The organism is Billgrantia gudaonensis, from assembly GCF_900100195.1.
Lineage (GTDB): Bacteria > Pseudomonadota > Gammaproteobacteria > Pseudomonadales > Halomonadaceae > Halomonas > Halomonas gudaonensis.
In genome coordinates this window covers 218,815-234,138 of the sequence record NZ_FNES01000003.1, presented here as the reverse complement: position 1 = coordinate 234,138, position 15,324 = coordinate 218,815, and the positions used below count along the sequence as shown (strand labels likewise).

Here is a 15,324-nt window from a genome sequence, read left to right as displayed (position 1 = left end):
CCTGCCTGCACGGTTTCACCTTTCACTCATCCGAGCGCCTCTGGCACTCGACATACGAGGGAAAACGTCACATGGCACTATACGTTCAGAAATTCGGCGGCACCTCGGTGGGCTCGGTGGAGCGCATCAAGGCCGTGGCCGAGAAGGTCAAGGGCTTCCGCGACCAGGGCCACCAAGTGGTCGTCGTGGTCTCCGCCATGAGCGGCGAGACCAATCGTCTGATTGGCATGGCCAACGAGATCAACGACGAACCCACGCCGCGCGAGATGGACATGCTGGTTTCCACCGGCGAGCAGGTCACCATTTCGCTGCTGGCCCTGGCGCTGCACAAGCTGGGCGTGGCGGCCACCTCGTATACCGGCTCACAGGTGGGCATTCTCACCGACAGCGCGCACACCAAGGCGCGCATCCAGCGCATCGAGACCGAAGACATGCGCGAGGACCTGAATGACGGCCAGGTGGTCGTCGTGGCCGGGTTTCAGGGCGTCGACGAAGAGGGCAACATCACCACCCTCGGCCGCGGTGGCTCCGACACCACCGGGGTGGCACTGGCCGCGGCGCTGGGTGCCGACGAGTGCCAGATTTACACCGACGTCGACGGCGTCTACACCACCGATCCGCGAGTTTGCTCTCGAGCGCAGCGCCTGGACACCATCACCGTCGAGGAGATGCTGGAGCTGGCGAGCTTGGGCTCCAAGGTGCTGCAAATTCGCGCCGTCGAATTCGCCGGCAAATACAACGTGCCGCTGCGCGTGCTGTCCAGCTTTGAGGACGGCCCCGGCACCCTGATCGTCGCTGACTCCGACAAAGACGAGGATTCCATGGAAGAACCGCTGATCTCCGGTATCGCCTTCACCGCCAACGAGGCCAAGTTCACTCTGCTCAACACCCCGGACGTGCCGGGCGTGGCTTCGCGCATTCTGGGGCCGATCGCCGATGCCAACATCGAAGTCGACATGATCGTGCAGAACGTGGCGCCGGCCGGTGACTACACCGACTTCACCTTCACCGTGGCCAAGGGCGACTACAAGAAGACCCTCAAGATCCTCCAGGAGCAGGTGCTGCCCGACCTGGGCGAGGGCGAGGTCAAGGGCGACGACAACATCGCCAAGGTCTCCCTGGTCGGCGTCGGCATGCGCTCCCATGCCGGCGTGGCCTCCAAGATGTTCCGCGTGCTGGCCGAGGAGAACATCAACATCCGCATGGTTTCCACTTCCGAAATCAAGATCTCGGTGGTGATCGACGAGAAGCACATGGAGCTCGCGGTCAAAGCGCTGCACAAGGCGTTCGGTCTCGACAAGAGCGACATCGAGCGCGAATGAGGGCGACCGGGAGCGCCGCAACCTTCTACGCTAGTGGGGAAGCCCTGATGGTGACGTCGGCTGGCTTCCCTTCAACGCCTTCATGCGTTGTGATGGGGTGCGTCGTTGGAGCCCGGCGGCGACCTGTCACATACTAGACACAGCGTCGTACGATGCGGCGCGCATCCCGTTGCCAGTCGTCTGAGAAGGAGATCAGTCATGCTCATCCTGACCCGCCGCGTCGGTGAAACCTTGATGATCGGTGATGACATCACCGTGACCGTGCTGGGAGTCAAGGGCAATCAGGTTCGTATCGGCGTCAATGCCCCCAAGGATGTCGCCGTGCATCGCGAGGAGATCTATCAGCGCATTCAGCGGGAGAAGACCGATGAGGAGGGCGGCGCGGATTCCTGAAGCCATGGCTGGGCCCGCAGGGGCGGGCCGCGCCGATCAAATTCCTGAATGCGCTGGACAAAGTCGCGCAAGCTCGATAGGATATGCGCCGTGTCGATGAGGGAGAGGTGGCCGAGTGGCTGAAGGCGCTCCCCTGCTAAGGGAGTATGGGGTTTATAGCCCCATCGAGGGTTCGAATCCCTCCCTCTCCGCCACATCGATGCCGCGTGACGTGTGCGCCCGTAGCTCAGCTGGATAGAGTACCTGACTACGAATCAGGTGGTCGGAGGTTCGAATCCTCCCGGGCGTGCCATCTCGCTTTCCTTGCTTTCTGAGATGGCGGTCCACGACGCGTGCATCAAGCGGCTTTGCCGCACTCTGCGCCCGTAGCTCAGCTGGATAGAGTACCTGACTACGAATCAGGTGGTCGGAGGTTCGAATCCTCCCGGGCGTGCCAGATTGCGACCCGCCCTCGAACGAGGGCGGGTCTTCTGTTTCGTGCTGGCCGAACCGGCGCTCGCTCGCGTGCCGGTTCTGCGATCGTTTGAGGCGCCGTCGCCATGCGACGTGCGCCTCTTTTTTTGCCCGTTCTACCCGGCATCGCGGCGGTCGGGTGCCGTCGCGTCGAAGCGGTTTCAGGCAGGGGCCGGTCGCCGCCGGTCGGCGATGCGGCGGCTCGCCGGCTCTGCATCGACTGGATCGAGCAGCGCTGCGAGAAGGGCGTCGAGGTCGGTATGGCGCTTGGCGGTTGCGAAGCGCTGCGCGGCCTCGGCGTCTCGCTGACGCATGTGGTTTAGCCACTGCTTGATCAACGAGGCCACGGTGCGTGCGGGAAGCGTGCTACGCTGCTCTGCAGCAAAGGCGGCGAGAATCTCGGCGCGCGCCGACCAGGGGGTCGCGGGAAGCCGTTCGCCGGTGAGCTGCCAGTGGCGGATGCGTGGCGCCAGCCAGGGGTCGGCCAGGGCGCCACGGCCGAGCATCACGTCGCGACAACCCGACAGCGTGCGCGCCCGCCAGTAGTCCTCCAGCGTCCAGATGTCGCCGTTGGCGACCACAGGGATGCGCAGTCGCTGGCGAATGCGCCCGATCCACTCCCAGTGAGCGGGTGGCCGATAGCCCTCCTGGCGGGTACGGGCATGCACGACGAGTTGGCTGGCACCGCCACGTTCGGCGGCTCGGGCACAGGCCAGGGCCAGGCGCCGGTCGTCGAAACCCAGGCGGATCTTGGCGGTGACGGGAATGCGGCCCTCGACGGCTGCAGTGACGGCTGCCACGGCACGTTCGACTCGGCGGGGGTCGCGCAGCAGAGACGCACCGCCATCGTGACGGTTGACGGTTTTGGCCGGGCAGCCGAAATTGAGATCGAGGCTGGTGACGCCGAGGCACAGTGCCTGGCGTGCATTGAGTGCCAGTGCCCGCGGGTCGGAGCCCAGCAACTGGAGGTGTACCGGTACGCCGCTGGGCGTGGCGACCCTCTCGCTCTTCAGCTCCGGGCAGTGGCGGTGGAAGACACGCGCTGGTAGTCGGGCGTCGACGATGCGCACGAACTCGGTGACGGCCCAGTCGAAACCAGAAGAGCGGGTCAGCAGGCTGCGGGTCACGGCATCGATGACGCCCTCCATGGGAGCCAGGCCGAGCCTTCCGCTTTTTTGTAGTAAACCAACAACGCTGTCTTCCACCATGGCGCGCTTGCAATCTCTCGTCAGTGTGGCAGTTTAGATGGCCGAATTTTTGGCACTGTCCGCCTGATGGCTACCGTTGGCCTCCAGATCGGGCAGTTTAGTGGAGAAACCGCATGCAGGATATGCAGCTGTTGCAGGATGGCTTGGCCCTGATGGGGGTCGGCATGGGGTTCGTGTTTGTTTTTCTTACGGTATTGGTGGTGCTCACGACCCTGATGTCGCTGATCCTGCGCCGTTTCGGTCCCAAGCCCTCTGCCGCCGAAGTCGCCGCTGGCCCGGTCGCCGCCGCTCCTTCCCATGCCAACGATGCCGAGCTGATGGCCGTGATCAGCGCGGCCGTGCATCGTCATCGCCGTCATCGTCGCTGAGACGCCACGCCATCACAATACGTCACTGCAAGGGGTCACCATCATGAGTGAGACCAAACGCCCGCTCGGCATCACCGACGTGGTGCTGCGCGACGCCCACCAGTCGCTGTTCGCCACCCGCCTGCGTCTCGAGGACATGCTGCCCATCGCCGAGAAGCTCGATCGGGTGGGATTCTGGTCGCTGGAGTCCTGGGGCGGGGCGACTTTCGACGCTTGTATCCGCTATCTCGGCGAGGATCCGTGGGAGCGGATACGGGCGTTGAAGGAAGCCATGCCCAACACTCCACAGCAGATGCTGCTGCGCGGTCAGAACCTGCTGGGCTATCGCCACTACGCCGACGACGTGGTCGACCGCTTCGTCGAGCGCGCCAGAGTCAACGGCGTTGACGTGTTTCGCGTCTTCGATGCCATGAACGACCCGCGCAACCTGGAGCGGGCGATCCAGGCGGTGCGCAACGTCGAGGGGCACGCCCAGGGGACGCTTTCCTACACGGTGAGTCCGGTGCACACCCTCGACGGCTGGGTCGATCTGGGCAAGACCATCGCCGACATGGGCGCCGACTCGCTGGCCATCAAGGACATGGCCGGCCTGCTCACCCCTTATGATGCCTTCGAGCTGATCGGTCGCCTCAAGAAGGCGCTGGACATCCCCATCCACATGCAGTGCCACGCCACCACCGGGCTGTCCACCGCGACCTACCTCAAGGCCGTGGAGGCCGGCATCGACAACGTCGACACCGCCATCTCGTCGATGTCCATGACCTACGGCCACAGCCCCACCGAGTCGCTGGTGGCCATCCTCAAGGGCACCGAACGCGATACCGGCCTCGACCTCGAGCTGCTCGAAGAGATCGCCGCCTACTTCCGCGAGGTGCGCAAGAAGTATGCCGCCTTCGAGGGTTCGCTCAAGGGCATCGATTCGCGCATCCTGGTGGCTCAGGTGCCGGGAGGCATGCTCACCAACATGGAAGGCCAGCTCAAGGAGCAGGGCGCCGGTGACAAGCTCGACGACGTGCTGGCCGAGATCCCGCGGGTACGCGAAGACCTGGGCTACATTCCGCTGGTCACTCCCACCTCGCAGATCGTCGGCACCCAGGCGGTGATGAACGTGATGATGGGCGAACGCTATGGTTCCATCTCCAAGGAGGTGCAGGCGCTGCTCAAGGGCGAGTACGGCGCGGCGCCGGCGCCTTTCAATAGGGAACTCCAGCAGCGGGTCCTGGAGGGGGGCGAGCCGATCACCGGTCGCCCGGCGGACCGCCTCGAGCCCGAGATGGCGCGCCTGACGACCGAATTGCAGGAGAAGGCCAAGGCCGAAGGCATTCGCCTCGCCGAAGGTGAGCGCGAGATCGACGACGTGTTGACTTATGCGCTGTTCCCGCAGATCGGTCTCAAGTTCCTCAAGAACCGCGACGACCCCGAGGCCTTCGAGCCGGCCCCTCAGGCGCCCGATGCCGATGCCAACGTGCCGGCTTCCGCGCAGAAGGGCGAGGCCGGCGCTCAGTTGCCGGCCACCCAGGGTCGGTCGACCCGCGGTCCCGAGACCTACACCGTCACGGTCAACGGTAAGGCTTACGTGGTGGAGGTCGCCGAGGGCGGCGAGATCGACCAGGTGCAGACTCAGTCGGCAGCCGAGGCGCCGGCAGCAAGCACCACCCCGGCACCCACCGGCGAGACCATCACCGCGCCGCTGGCCGGCAACATCTTCAAGGTCAACGTGCGCGAGGGCGACACGGTCAAGGAGGGGGACATCGTGATCATCCTCGAGGCCATGAAGATGGAAACCGAGGTGCGCGCCGCCAGCGCCGGCACCGTGTCTGCCGTCAAGGTCAGCGAAGGCGACAGCGTCGCCGTCGGTGACGTGTTGATCGCACTCTAAGGGCCCGTCATGGAAAAGCTCTTGACCCTATGGACCGGCTCGGGCCTCTACAACCTGACCCTGGGCCAGGCGGTGATGATCGGGGTGGGGCTGGTGTTGCTCTACCTGGCCATCGCCAGGAAATTCGAACCGTTGCTGCTGGTGCCCATCGGGTTCGGCGGCATCCTGGCCAACATTCCCGAGGCGGGGCTTGCCATCTCGGCGCTGGATCAGGCCATCGAGGTGGCGCGGCCCGCTGTGCTCAGCCAGCTCGCCTCGGCGCTGGGGGTCACGCTCGACCCGTTGTCCTCTGCCGAGGCGTGGCGCGAGACGCTCAAGCTCGTGGCCCATGACGGTGCCTCGCCGGATGAACTGCGCGCCGCCCGCGACGTGGCAGTCAACGTCGGCTACGGCAACGGCCTGCTCTACAGCTTCTATTCCGTGGCCATCGCCTCGGGCATCGCCCCGCTGCTGATCTTCATGGGCGTGGGGGCGATGACCGACTTCGGCCCGCTGCTCGCCAACCCGCGCACCCTGTTTCTGGGCGCTGCGGCGCAGTTCGGCATCTTCGCCACCCTGTTCGGGGCGGTGGGGATGACGACGATGGGCTGGATGGACTTCTCGCTCAACCAGGCCGCGGCCATCGGCATCATCGGCGGTGCCGACGGTCCCACCTCGATCTACGTGTCGAGCGTGCTGGCTCCGGAGCTGCTGGGCGCCATCGCCGTGGCTTCCTACTCCTACATGGCCCTGGTGCCGCTGATCCAGCCGCCGATCATGCGCGCGCTGACCTCGAAGCGCGAGCGCGAGATCGTCATGACCCAGCTGCGTCCGGTCTCCAAGCTGGAGAAGGTCATCTTCCCGCTGCTGGTACTGATGCTGGTGGCGCTGTTCCTGCCCGATGCCGCACCGCTTCTGGGGATGTTCTGCTTCGGCAACCTGATGCGCGAGTGCGGCGTGGTCGAGCGTCTCTCCGACACCGCTCAGAATGCGCTGATCAACATCGTCACCATCGTGCTGGGGCTGGCGGTGGGCTCCAAGCTGATGGCCGACAGCTTCCTGGCCATCGAAACGCTGGGCATCCTGGGGCTGGGCATCGTCGCCTTCGGCATCGGTACCGCCGCCGGGGTGCTGATGGCCAAGCTGATGAATGCCTTGAGCAAGATGCCCATCAATCCGCTGATTGGGGCCGCTGGAGTGTCGGCGGTGCCCATGGCGGCGCGGGTGGCCAACAAGGTGGGGCTGGAGTCCAATCCCCACAACTTCCTGCTGATGCACGCCATGGGGCCCAACGTGGCCGGCGTGGTGGGCTCGGCGGTGGCCGCGGGGGTGATGATCAAGTATCTGGGGTGAAGGCGAGTCTGCCGCGCAATCGGGTGGCCAGTGGAGTCAGGTCTACCTCGACATCGCTGGGCCAGCCGACGATGAGCCGCACGCCCTCGGCGCTGTAGTCGGCCGCTTCGACCGGTACCGCATGCCGATCGAGCCAGGCGCGTGCTTCGGCTTCACCGGCGAAATCGACCTGCAATTCGAGCGTGGTGCGTTCGACCCACTCGCGGCAGGGCAGCGTCTCCAGAGCCTGGCCGACGGCCTGCGCATAGGCACGCGCCAGGCCGCCGGTACCCAGCTTGGTGCCACCGAAATAACGGGTCACTACGCAGCCCGTCTGCCCCATGCCGGCGCCTTCCAGCACCTGAAACATGGGGCGGCCCGCCGTTCCGCCGGGCTCTCCGTCGTCGGAGAAACCGATGGCCGCCTGCTCGCCGGGCGGTCCGGCGATGTAGGCGCTGCAGTGGTGGCTGGCGCCGGGATGGGTGCGCCGTGCCTCGGCCAGCAGAGCTTCGAAGGCTGCGGCGTCGGGCGCGTGGCAGATCCAGGCGAGAAAGCGGCTCTTTTCGACCTCCAACTCGCTGGCGTGCCACTCCCCGGCCGGCAGGTCGGGAATCGGGTAGCGCATCAGTGCGTCGTCGCCGTGCGGCGCACCACGCCCATCACCATGCCCAGCACCTGGATGTCGCTGTTCTTCAGGAAGATGGGCGGCATGGCATCGTTGGCAGGCTGCAGACGCACGCCCGAGCGCTCGATGTAGAGCGTCTTGAGGGTGACCTCCTGCTGGTTGATGAGCACGACGGCGGTTTCTCCGTTCTCGGCGCTTTCGCTGCGCTCAATGATGATGACGTCGCCGTCGAAGATGTTGCAGTCGATCATGGAGTCGCCACGCACGCGCAGCGCATAGGTGTTGCGCCGTACCATGCTGGCCGGTGCCTGAACGCTGTCCTGGGTGGCGCAGGCCTCGATGGGCAGGCCCGCCGCGACGTCGCCCAGCAGCGGAATGTCGACCAGGTCGCCGGGGGCGACCTCGAGTTCGTCCCAAGCCTGGGCCAGTGGAAGGTTGGGTCGGCGATGCAGATAGCAGGTAGTGACCTCGGTCATGTGACGCTCCCCCTATTGGTCCTGTTGAAATGTACAGGTAATTGGCACTATATCAGTCGCGCTCCCGCTGGCAAGTTCCCCGCCATTCAACGCACCTTGACCTGTGGCAAGGGAGCGCCCGGGAAGCGCCCGGGCGACTAGTCGAGAAAGGCCTTTCGGTGTAGAGTTGCCAGCGAATTTTGCCAATCCTGGAGAGTGCCTTGAGCCTGCGTCTTCAAGCGCGCAACTTGGCCTGCGAACGGGACGACCGCTGGCTGTTTCGTGGCCTCGATCTCGATATCCGAGCCGGAGAGATCGTTCGCGTGGAGGGGCCCAACGGCAGTGGCAAGACGACCCTGCTGAAGATCCTCTCCGGGCAGCTCGCCGACTACGAGGGCGACCTGTTCTGGGGCGAGCGCCCCATGCGCCAGGCACGCGAGGCCTTCCTCTCCAACCTGCTCTATCTGGGACATGCTCCCGGCGTCAAGGCAGCGCTGACGCCGCTCGAGAACCTCGCCTGGTATCAGGCATTGGCCGGTCAGCCCCGCGACGAATCGTCGCGCCTGGCAGCTCTGGAGTCGATCGGACTCGTCGGTTTCGAGGACGTACCGACCGGACAGCTTTCCGCCGGTCAACAGCGCCGGGTGGCGCTGGCGCGACTGCTGCTCACCCCGCGCCCGCTGTGGGTGCTCGACGAGCCGTTCACGGCCATCGACCGCGACGGTGTCCGGGATCTGGAACAGCGCCTGGTGGAGCATGCCCGTCGCGGCGGCTGCGTGCTGGTGACCACCCACCACGAACTCACGCCCTGCGCTGAGCTGCGCCGTGTACGTCTGGGTGCGGGAGGCAGCGATGGCGGTCACTGAGCGCATGACGACCGAGGCAGCGGACGTCGACACGCCGAGCGTGGAACCTCAAGGCGGCCTGGGAGTCGCATTCGGGGCTACCGTGAAACGCGATCTCGTGCTGCTGTTGCGCCGGCGCAGCGAGGTGATGAATCCGCTGGTCTTCTTCGCCATCGTCATCACCCTGTTTCCGATCGGTATCTCGCCCGATCCCGAGCTGCTGGCGACCATCGCGCCAGGGCTGCTGTGGGTGGCGGCGCTGCTGGCGGCGCTGCTGTCGCTGGACAGCCTGTTTCGCGCCGACTACGACGACGGCTCCCTGGAGCAGTTGCTGCTCACGCCCCAGCCGCTGGCTCTGCTGAGCCTGGCCAAGGTGGCCGTGCACTGGCTGCTCACCGGCCTGCCGCTGGCGCTCATGGCTCCCGTGCTGGGCATCATGCTGGCGCTGCCGGCGGGTAGCTATGCGGTGCTGGCCCTGTCGCTGGCGCTGGGTTCGGCGAGCTTGAGCTTGATCGGCGCCATCGGTGCCGCGCTGACCGTGGGCCTGTCGCGTGGTGGCGTGCTGCTCTCGCTGCTGGTGCTGCCACTCTACATTCCGGTGCTGATCTTCGGCGCCGGCGCCGTTCAGGCTGCCATCTTGGGAGATGGGGTCACGGCGCATCTGGCGATCCTCGGTGCCTTGCTGGCAGTGGCACTGATTTTCGCGCCATGGGCGATCGCTGCATCGCTGCGCATCAGTATCAACGGTTGAGGGGTGAACGAGGCATGTGGGCCTTCATTCATAAGCTAGGGTCTCCCAAGTGGTTCTACGGCATCAGTCAGCGGCTGCAGCCCTGGTTCTGGGTGGTGGCACTGGTGCTGATCGCAGTCGGTACCGTCTGGGGGCTGGCCTTCGCCCCGGCGGATTACCAGCAGGGCAATAGCTTCCGCATCATCTACGTGCACGTGCCCTCGGCGTTCCTGGCGCAGTCGATTTTCGTCACCATGGCCGTGGCGGGGGTGATCTTCATGGTATGGAAAATCAAGATCGCCGATATGGCTGCTGCCGTCATGGCGCCCCTGGGGGCCGCCATGACCTTCATATCGCTGTTCTCCGGGGCGGTGTGGGGCGTGCCGACCTGGGGTACCTGGTGGATGTGGGATGCCCGGCTGACCTCGATGCTGATTCTGCTGTTTCTCTACCTGGGCGTCATCGCCCTGCGTGGCGCCTTCGCCAGCCGCGACAGCGCCTCCCGAGCCGCTTCGGTGCTGGCCATGGTGGGCGTGATCAACATCCCCATCATCAAGTACTCGGTGGACTGGTGGTATACCCTGCACCAGCCTGCCTCCTTCACCCTCACCGAGCGGCCGGCCATGCCCACCGAGATGTGGCTGCCACTGCTGATCATGGTGGTGGGCTTCTACTGCTTTTTCATCGCCGTGACGCTGCTGCGTACGCGCACCGAAATCCTGCGGCGCGAGGCCAACAAGCGCTGGGTTCGCGAACTGGCCGGGGAGGCGAACTGATGGCATTCGATAGTTTTCAGGCGTTTCTCGCCATGGGGGGGCATGCGCCCTACGTCTGGGCGGCGTGGGCGGTGACGCTGGCCCTGCTGGTGGGCAGTGGGCTGCATGCCCGCGTCGAGCACCGTCGCACGCTACGCGATCTGGCGCGCCGGGTGCGCCGCGAACGTCGTCGGGAGAGCACAGCAGCCGGTGGCGCGGCAACGATTCAACATGACGGGGGTGGGTACACCAATGACTCCGAAACGCAAGCGTAAACTGACCATCATCCTGGGGCTGGTGTCCCTGGCCGCCGTCGCCGTGGGGCTGACCCTGTATGCCCTGCGTGCCAACATCAACCTGTTCTTCAGTCCCATTCAAATCGCTGCGGGCGATGCGCCTTTCGAGCGCCAGATCCGTGCTGGCGGCATGGTCAAGGAAGGCACCGTGAGCCGCAACCCCGATAGCCTGGACGTGGAGTTCGTGGTGACGGACTACGTCGAAGACCTGGAAGTCCGCTACAGTGGCATCCTGCCGGACCTGTTCCGCGAGGGGCAGGGCGTGGTGGTGGTCGGCGAGCTGCAGCCCAGCGGCGAATTTCGCGCCGACCAGGTGCTGGCGCGCCATGACGAGAACTACATGCCCCCGGAAGTGGCCGAGGCGCTGGAGGATGCCGGATACTCGCCGGCCGACTTCAAGACCGAGGGTTCCGAGAGCGATTCCGCGAAGAGTGAAGACAGCTAACCCGCCGGAGCATCCATGCTGATCCAGATGATTCCCGAAATCGGCCACTTCGCCCTGGTCGTCGCCATGCTGATGGCGGCCGTGCAGGCGGTGATGCCGCTGGCCGGCGCCGCGCTGCGTCGGCCGCTGTGGATGGCCTTCGCCCGGCCCATGGCGGCGGGCCAGTTCCTGTTCGTGGTGATCGCCTACCTGTGTCTCACTGCCAGCTACCTGTTCGACGACTTCACCGTCGCCAACGTGGCCAACAATTCCAACTCCATGCTGCCCTGGTATTACAAGCTGAGTGCGGTGTGGGGCAATCATGAAGGCTCCGTGCTGCTGTGGAGCCTGATGTTGGCCGGCTGGAGCTACATGGCGGCACGCTTCTCCCGCGACCTGCCCCGCGACATGGTGGCACGCGTGCTCGGCGTGATGGGCCTGGTCGGCGTGGGCTTTCTGGCCTTCGTTCTGGTCACGTCCAACCCCTTCGATCGTCTGTTGCCCAATGCGCCGAGCGATGGGGCCGATCTCAATCCTCTGTTGCAGGACATCGGTCTGATCCTGCATCCGCCGATGCTCTACATGGGCTACGTGGGCTTCTCGGTGGTGTTCGCCTTCGCCATCGCCGCCCTGCTGGGCGGGCGGCTGGATGCGGCCTGGACCCGCTGGGCACGGCCCTGGACCAATCTCGCCTGGGCTTTCTTGACCGTGGGCATCGCGCTGGGCAGCTGGTGGGCCTACTACGAACTCGGCTGGGGAGGCTGGTGGTTCTGGGATCCGGTGGAGAACGCCTCGCTGCTGCCCTGGCTCACCGGTACGGCATTGATGCACTCCCTGGCGGTGACCGAAAAACGCGGCTCCTTCAAGAGCTGGACCGTGCTGTTGGCGATCTTCACCTTCTCGCTGTCGCTGCTGGGCACCTTCCTGGTGCGCTCCGGCGTGCTCACCTCGGTGCACGCCTTCGCCAACGATCCCTCGCGCGGCTTCTTCATCCTGGTGCTGCTGGGCATCACCGTGGGCCTGTCGCTGCTGATCTTCGCCCTGCGCGCGCCGCGCGTCAGCCACCAGGTCGGCTTCAACTGGCTGTCGCGAGATGCCCTGCTGCTGATCAACAACATCCTGCTGGTGATCATGACGGTCACCGTGCTGATGGGCACCGTCTACCCGCTGCTGCTCGACGCCCTCGATCTCGGCAAGATCAGCGTGGGTCCCCCCTACTTCAATGCCCTGTTCGTGCCGTTGACGGTGATCATGAGCATCTTCATGGGCCTCGGGCCGGTGTCGCGCTGGAAGCGCATGGACGGGCGCGAACTGGTCAAGCGGCTGTGGCTGTCCGGCGTTGCGGCGGTGGTCATCGCGGCCGTGATGCCCTTCATCATCGGCGGCGAGTGGAACCTCTGGGTGGCCTTGGGCCTGGTCACGGCGCTGTGGATCGTGCTGCCGCTGGTGCGCGACCTGTTCGACAAGACGCGCAATGCACCCACTCGGCTGGCCGGTCTCAAGAAGCTTTCGCTCGCCCACTGGGGCATGGTGCTGGGCCACCTGGGTCTGGCGGTGACCATCGTCGGCGTTGCCGTGGTGTCCAATTTCGCCATCGAACGCAACGTGCGCATGAGCCCCGGAGACAGCGTCTCGGTGGCGGGCTACACCTTCACCATGCGCGACCTCACCAGCCGGCGCGGTCCCAACTACATCGGCGAGGGCGCCGAGTTCGAGGTGCGTCGCGGCGACAGCCAGCGCAGCTTCTTCATGAATCCCGAAAAGCGCACCTACATCGCCCGCGGCATGCCGATGAGTCAGGTGGCGCTGCGTCCGGGGCTCTTCCGTGACCTCTACCTGGCCATGGGCGAAGACTTGGGCGACGGCAGCTGGGCCATGCGCGTGCAGTACAAGCCCTTCGTGCGCTGGCTGTGGCTGGGTGCCTTGCTGATGGCGGCCGGCGGCGCCTTGGCCGTGGCCGACCGCCGCTATCGCCGCTTGGCGACGGCGAAAGACCCGGAAAAGGCCGTCGAGGTTCGGACGGCAGGAGAAGCCCCAGCATGAAACGTCGTCTGCTGCTGATGCTGCCCCTGTTGGGCTTCCTGGTACTGATGCTGTTCCTGTACCTGGGGCTCGGGCTCAACCCGTTCCATCGCGAGTCGAAACTGGTTCAGGATGCCCGCGCCTTTCCCGCCTTCGAGCTGAGCACCCTCGAGGACCCCGAGCGTCGCGTGGACGAATCGCTGATCAAGGGCGAGGTGACATTGGTCAACGTGTGGGGCGAGTGGTGCCCCGAGTGCAAGCGCGAGATGCCGCAACTGCTCGACCTGGCCGAGCGTGGCATACGCCTGGTCGGCGTCAACTGGAAAGATACGCGAGAAAAGGGGCTGGGCTTTCTCGACGAGTTCGGCGATCCCTTCGTCGTCAATGTCTTCGACCCCGACGGCGAGCTGGCTTTCGAACTGGGAGTCTACGGGGCTCCGGAATCCTTCCTGGTCGATGCCGACGGAGTGATCCGCTATCACCATACGGGTTACATCTCGCCGAGCGATCTGCGTGACACCATCCTGCCGGAGGTGGAAAAATGGCAGTGATCCGTTTCATCACCCTGGTGTTTTGCCTCTCGTTCATCGCTGCCTCAGCGCAGGGCGCAGCCATCGAGGTGCGCGAGTTCGACGACCCGGTGAAAGAGGAGCGCTACAAGAGCCTGACCGCCTCGTTGCGCTGCCCGACTTGCCAGAACCAGGCCATCAACGATTCGGATGCGCCGGTGTCGGGCGACATGCGCGATCGCGTCTACGAGATGCTCCAGGACGGCCGCTCCGACATGGAGATCCGCAGTCACCTGGTCGAGCGTTTCGGTGACTACGTGCTCTACAACCCGCGCCTCGAAGGGCGTACCTATCTGCTGTGGGGCCTGCCCGCCGGACTGGTGGTGCTGGGCGGCGTGCTGGTCGCGCTGGTCGTGCGGGCACGGCGCAACGCCTCGGCGCGTGAGCTCAGCGACGAAGAGCGCGCCCGTCTCGATGCCCTGATCAATCGCGGGAGAAATTCATGACCCTGATGTGGCTCGCCTTTGCCATCCTGTTGTTGCCCGCCCTGTGGCTGCTGGTGTCGCCGTTGCGCCGTGCCCCTGTGCTGTACGCCGCACAGCGTGATTTCGAGGCCAGCGACCGCACCGCCGAGCAGAACGTGGCCATCTATCGGCGCCGCCTCGAATCGCTGGAGGCGGCGCTGGAGCGCGGCGAGATCGACACGGCGCGCTTCGAAGAAGACCGACTGGAACTGGAACGTAGCCTGCTGGAAGATACCGCCGACCTGAAGCGCCGGCCGTTGCAGGGGCCCCACGCCGGTCGCCTGGCCGTGCCGGTGGTCGCCCTGGCCCTGGTGGTCGGCAGCGTGGCTTGGTACTACCACAATGGGGCCGAGGGCGACCTGGCGCTGTATGCCGCCTACCAGGAGAGCGATTCCCTGCCGGCCCTGGTGGAGCGTCTCGAGGCGCAGGCCGAGCGTCAGCCCGACAACCCCAACGTCTGGTCCTCCCTGTTCCCCATCTACCGCGATGCCGGACAGGGCGAGGCGGCTCTCGAGGCCATCGACCAGCTGATCCGCCTCGAAGGTCGCCAGCCGTCCCTGCTGGCCCAGAAGGCCCAGCTCAAGTTCTTCATGGCCGACCGTACCCTGACCGACGAAGTGCAGGCACTGGTCGACGAGATTCTCGAGCGCGATTCCAGCGAGCCGACGACGCTGGGCATGCTCGGCGTCGTCGCCTTCGATCGGGGCAATTATGAAGAAGCCATCGACCAGTGGCGTCGCGCCATTGCCGGCATGAACGATCCCGACAGCGCCGATGCCCTGCGCGAAGGCATCCGGGCGGCCCAGCAGCGCCTGGGCGTGGCGTCCGAGGCGCGTGAGCCGGTGGCCGTCGGTCCGGGCGTGAATCTTCGCGTGACCCTGGCCGAGGAGCTGCAAGGCGAGCACGAAGACGATACTCAAGTCTTCGTCGTGGCGCGTGACATGGAAGGCGAGAAGCCGCCGCTGGCGGTGGCTCGGCTGACGCTGGGCGACCTGCCCACGGAGGTGGTGCTCGACGACAGCCGTGCCATGTCCGAGCAGGCCAGCATCTCCGAGGTCGACGAAGTGCGCATCGTGGTTCGCGTGACCACGACCGGGGATGCCAGCCCCGTACCGGGAGACCTGTTCGGTGGCCGCGACGGCGTTGCCGTCGGCGACACGGATGGCGAGCCGGTGGAGGTCGTGGTCGACCGCGTCGTCGAATAG

General features: G+C 65.6%; 17 protein-coding genes and 3 tRNA genes. 17 read left to right on the top strand and 3 right to left on the bottom strand.

The window, feature by feature from the left end; translation table 11 throughout:
• Positions 1–71 precede the first annotated feature (71 nt).
• The 5 genes from BLP96_RS05090 (at position 72) to BLP96_RS05070 (ending at position 2,151) form a co-directional block, all read left to right on the top strand.
• On the top strand, positions 72–1,322 hold the full coding sequence (locus tag BLP96_RS05090) for an aspartate kinase (protein WP_089683778.1): 1,251 nt from the start codon (positions 72–74) through the stop codon (positions 1,320–1,322).
• A gap of 198 nt (positions 1,323–1,520) precedes the next feature.
• Complete coding sequence (csrA, locus tag BLP96_RS05085) at positions 1,521–1,715, top strand: carbon storage regulator CsrA (RefSeq protein ID WP_089683776.1); 195 nt, start codon at positions 1,521–1,523, stop codon at positions 1,713–1,715.
• A gap of 101 nt (positions 1,716–1,816) precedes the next feature.
• Positions 1,817–1,909 (top strand) — tRNA-Ser (locus tag BLP96_RS05080).
• Positions 1,910–1,930: 21 nt separating this feature from the next.
• A tRNA-Arg gene (locus tag BLP96_RS05075) sits at positions 1,931–2,007 on the top strand.
• A gap of 67 nt (positions 2,008–2,074) precedes the next feature.
• Positions 2,075–2,151: transfer RNA gene (locus tag BLP96_RS05070), tRNA-Arg, on the top strand.
• Between the two features lie 178 nt (positions 2,152–2,329).
• Here BLP96_RS05070 and BLP96_RS05065 read toward each other — a convergent pair.
• The gene (locus BLP96_RS05065; protein ID WP_089683775.1) at positions 2,330–3,316 is read right to left on the bottom strand and encodes a tRNA dihydrouridine synthase; all 987 of its coding nucleotides are present in this window, start codon (positions 3,314–3,316) and stop codon (positions 2,330–2,332) included.
• 173 nt (positions 3,317–3,489) lie between these two features.
• On the opposite strand from BLP96_RS05065, the gene BLP96_RS05060 reads away from it, so the two are divergent.
• From BLP96_RS05060 to BLP96_RS05050, 3 genes are read left to right on the top strand one after another with little or no spacing between them, the layout of a single operon-like run.
• A complete protein-coding gene (locus BLP96_RS05060; RefSeq protein WP_089683772.1) occupies positions 3,490–3,744 on the top strand; it encodes an OadG family transporter subunit in 255 nt (84 codons plus the stop codon).
• A 43-nt stretch (positions 3,745–3,787) separates the two neighbouring features.
• Entirely contained in the window at positions 3,788–5,623 is a 1,836-nt protein-coding gene (oadA, locus tag BLP96_RS05055) for a sodium-extruding oxaloacetate decarboxylase subunit alpha (protein WP_089683771.1), read from the top strand.
• A gap of 9 nt (positions 5,624–5,632) precedes the next feature.
• Positions 5,633–6,955, top strand: coding sequence for a sodium ion-translocating decarboxylase subunit beta (locus tag BLP96_RS05050; protein ID WP_089683769.1), 1,323 nt, complete (start codon positions 5,633–5,635; stop codon positions 6,953–6,955).
• On the opposite strand, the gene BLP96_RS05045 is transcribed toward BLP96_RS05050, so the two are convergent.
• On the bottom strand, positions 6,939–7,559 hold the full coding sequence (locus tag BLP96_RS05045; protein WP_089683767.1) for an IMPACT family protein: 621 nt from the start codon (positions 7,557–7,559) through the stop codon (positions 6,939–6,941). The two genes, BLP96_RS05050 and BLP96_RS05045, sit on opposite strands and share 17 nt — an antisense overlap.
• Positions 7,559–8,035, bottom strand: coding sequence for a LexA family protein (locus BLP96_RS05040; RefSeq protein ID WP_089683765.1), 477 nt, complete (start codon positions 8,033–8,035; stop codon positions 7,559–7,561). The genes BLP96_RS05045 and BLP96_RS05040 overlap by 1 nt, the downstream gene beginning before the upstream one ends.
• Positions 8,036–8,235: 200 nt before the next feature.
• Here BLP96_RS05040 and ccmA point away from each other — a divergent pair, with 200 nt between their 5' ends.
• Genes ccmA through ccmI form a run of 9 tightly spaced genes read left to right on the top strand, consistent with a single transcriptional unit; the run spans position 8,236 to position 15,324 of the window.
• Positions 8,236–8,880 (top strand): cytochrome c biogenesis heme-transporting ATPase CcmA, encoded by a 645-nt coding sequence (gene ccmA, locus BLP96_RS05035; protein WP_089683764.1) that lies wholly within the window; start codon positions 8,236–8,238, stop codon positions 8,878–8,880.
• Entirely contained in the window at positions 8,867–9,610 is a 744-nt protein-coding gene (gene ccmB / locus BLP96_RS05030) for a heme exporter protein CcmB (protein WP_422666800.1), read from the top strand. Before ccmA ends, ccmB begins: the two co-directional genes overlap by 14 nt.
• A 14-nt stretch (positions 9,611–9,624) precedes the next feature.
• Positions 9,625–10,365 carry a heme ABC transporter permease gene (locus BLP96_RS05025; protein WP_089683762.1) on the top strand — a complete coding sequence of 247 codons (741 nt, stop codon included), beginning with the start codon at positions 9,625–9,627 and terminating at the stop codon, positions 10,363–10,365.
• Positions 10,365–10,619, top strand: coding sequence for a heme exporter protein CcmD (gene ccmD / locus BLP96_RS05020; RefSeq protein WP_089683760.1), 255 nt, complete (start codon positions 10,365–10,367; stop codon positions 10,617–10,619). The genes BLP96_RS05025 and ccmD overlap by 1 nt, the downstream gene beginning before the upstream one ends.
• The gene (gene ccmE / locus BLP96_RS05015; protein WP_089683758.1) at positions 10,597–11,085 is read left to right on the top strand and encodes a cytochrome c maturation protein CcmE; all 489 of its coding nucleotides are present in this window, start codon (positions 10,597–10,599) and stop codon (positions 11,083–11,085) included. Before ccmD ends, ccmE begins: the two co-directional genes overlap by 23 nt.
• Positions 11,086–11,100: 15 nt before the next feature.
• The gene (locus tag BLP96_RS05010; RefSeq protein ID WP_089683756.1) at positions 11,101–13,107 is read left to right on the top strand and encodes a heme lyase CcmF/NrfE family subunit; all 2,007 of its coding nucleotides are present in this window, start codon (positions 11,101–11,103) and stop codon (positions 13,105–13,107) included.
• Positions 13,104–13,637 carry a DsbE family thiol:disulfide interchange protein gene (locus BLP96_RS05005; protein WP_089683754.1) on the top strand — a complete coding sequence of 178 codons (534 nt, stop codon included), beginning with the start codon at positions 13,104–13,106 and terminating at the stop codon, positions 13,635–13,637. Before BLP96_RS05010 ends, BLP96_RS05005 begins: the two co-directional genes overlap by 4 nt.
• Entirely contained in the window at positions 13,628–14,101 is a 474-nt protein-coding gene (locus tag BLP96_RS05000) for a cytochrome c-type biogenesis protein (RefSeq protein WP_089683752.1), read from the top strand. The genes BLP96_RS05005 and BLP96_RS05000 overlap by 10 nt, the downstream gene beginning before the upstream one ends.
• Positions 14,098–15,324 carry a c-type cytochrome biogenesis protein CcmI gene (gene ccmI / locus BLP96_RS04995; RefSeq protein ID WP_089683751.1) on the top strand — a complete coding sequence of 409 codons (1,227 nt, stop codon included), beginning with the start codon at positions 14,098–14,100 and terminating at the stop codon, positions 15,322–15,324. The genes BLP96_RS05000 and ccmI overlap by 4 nt, the downstream gene beginning before the upstream one ends.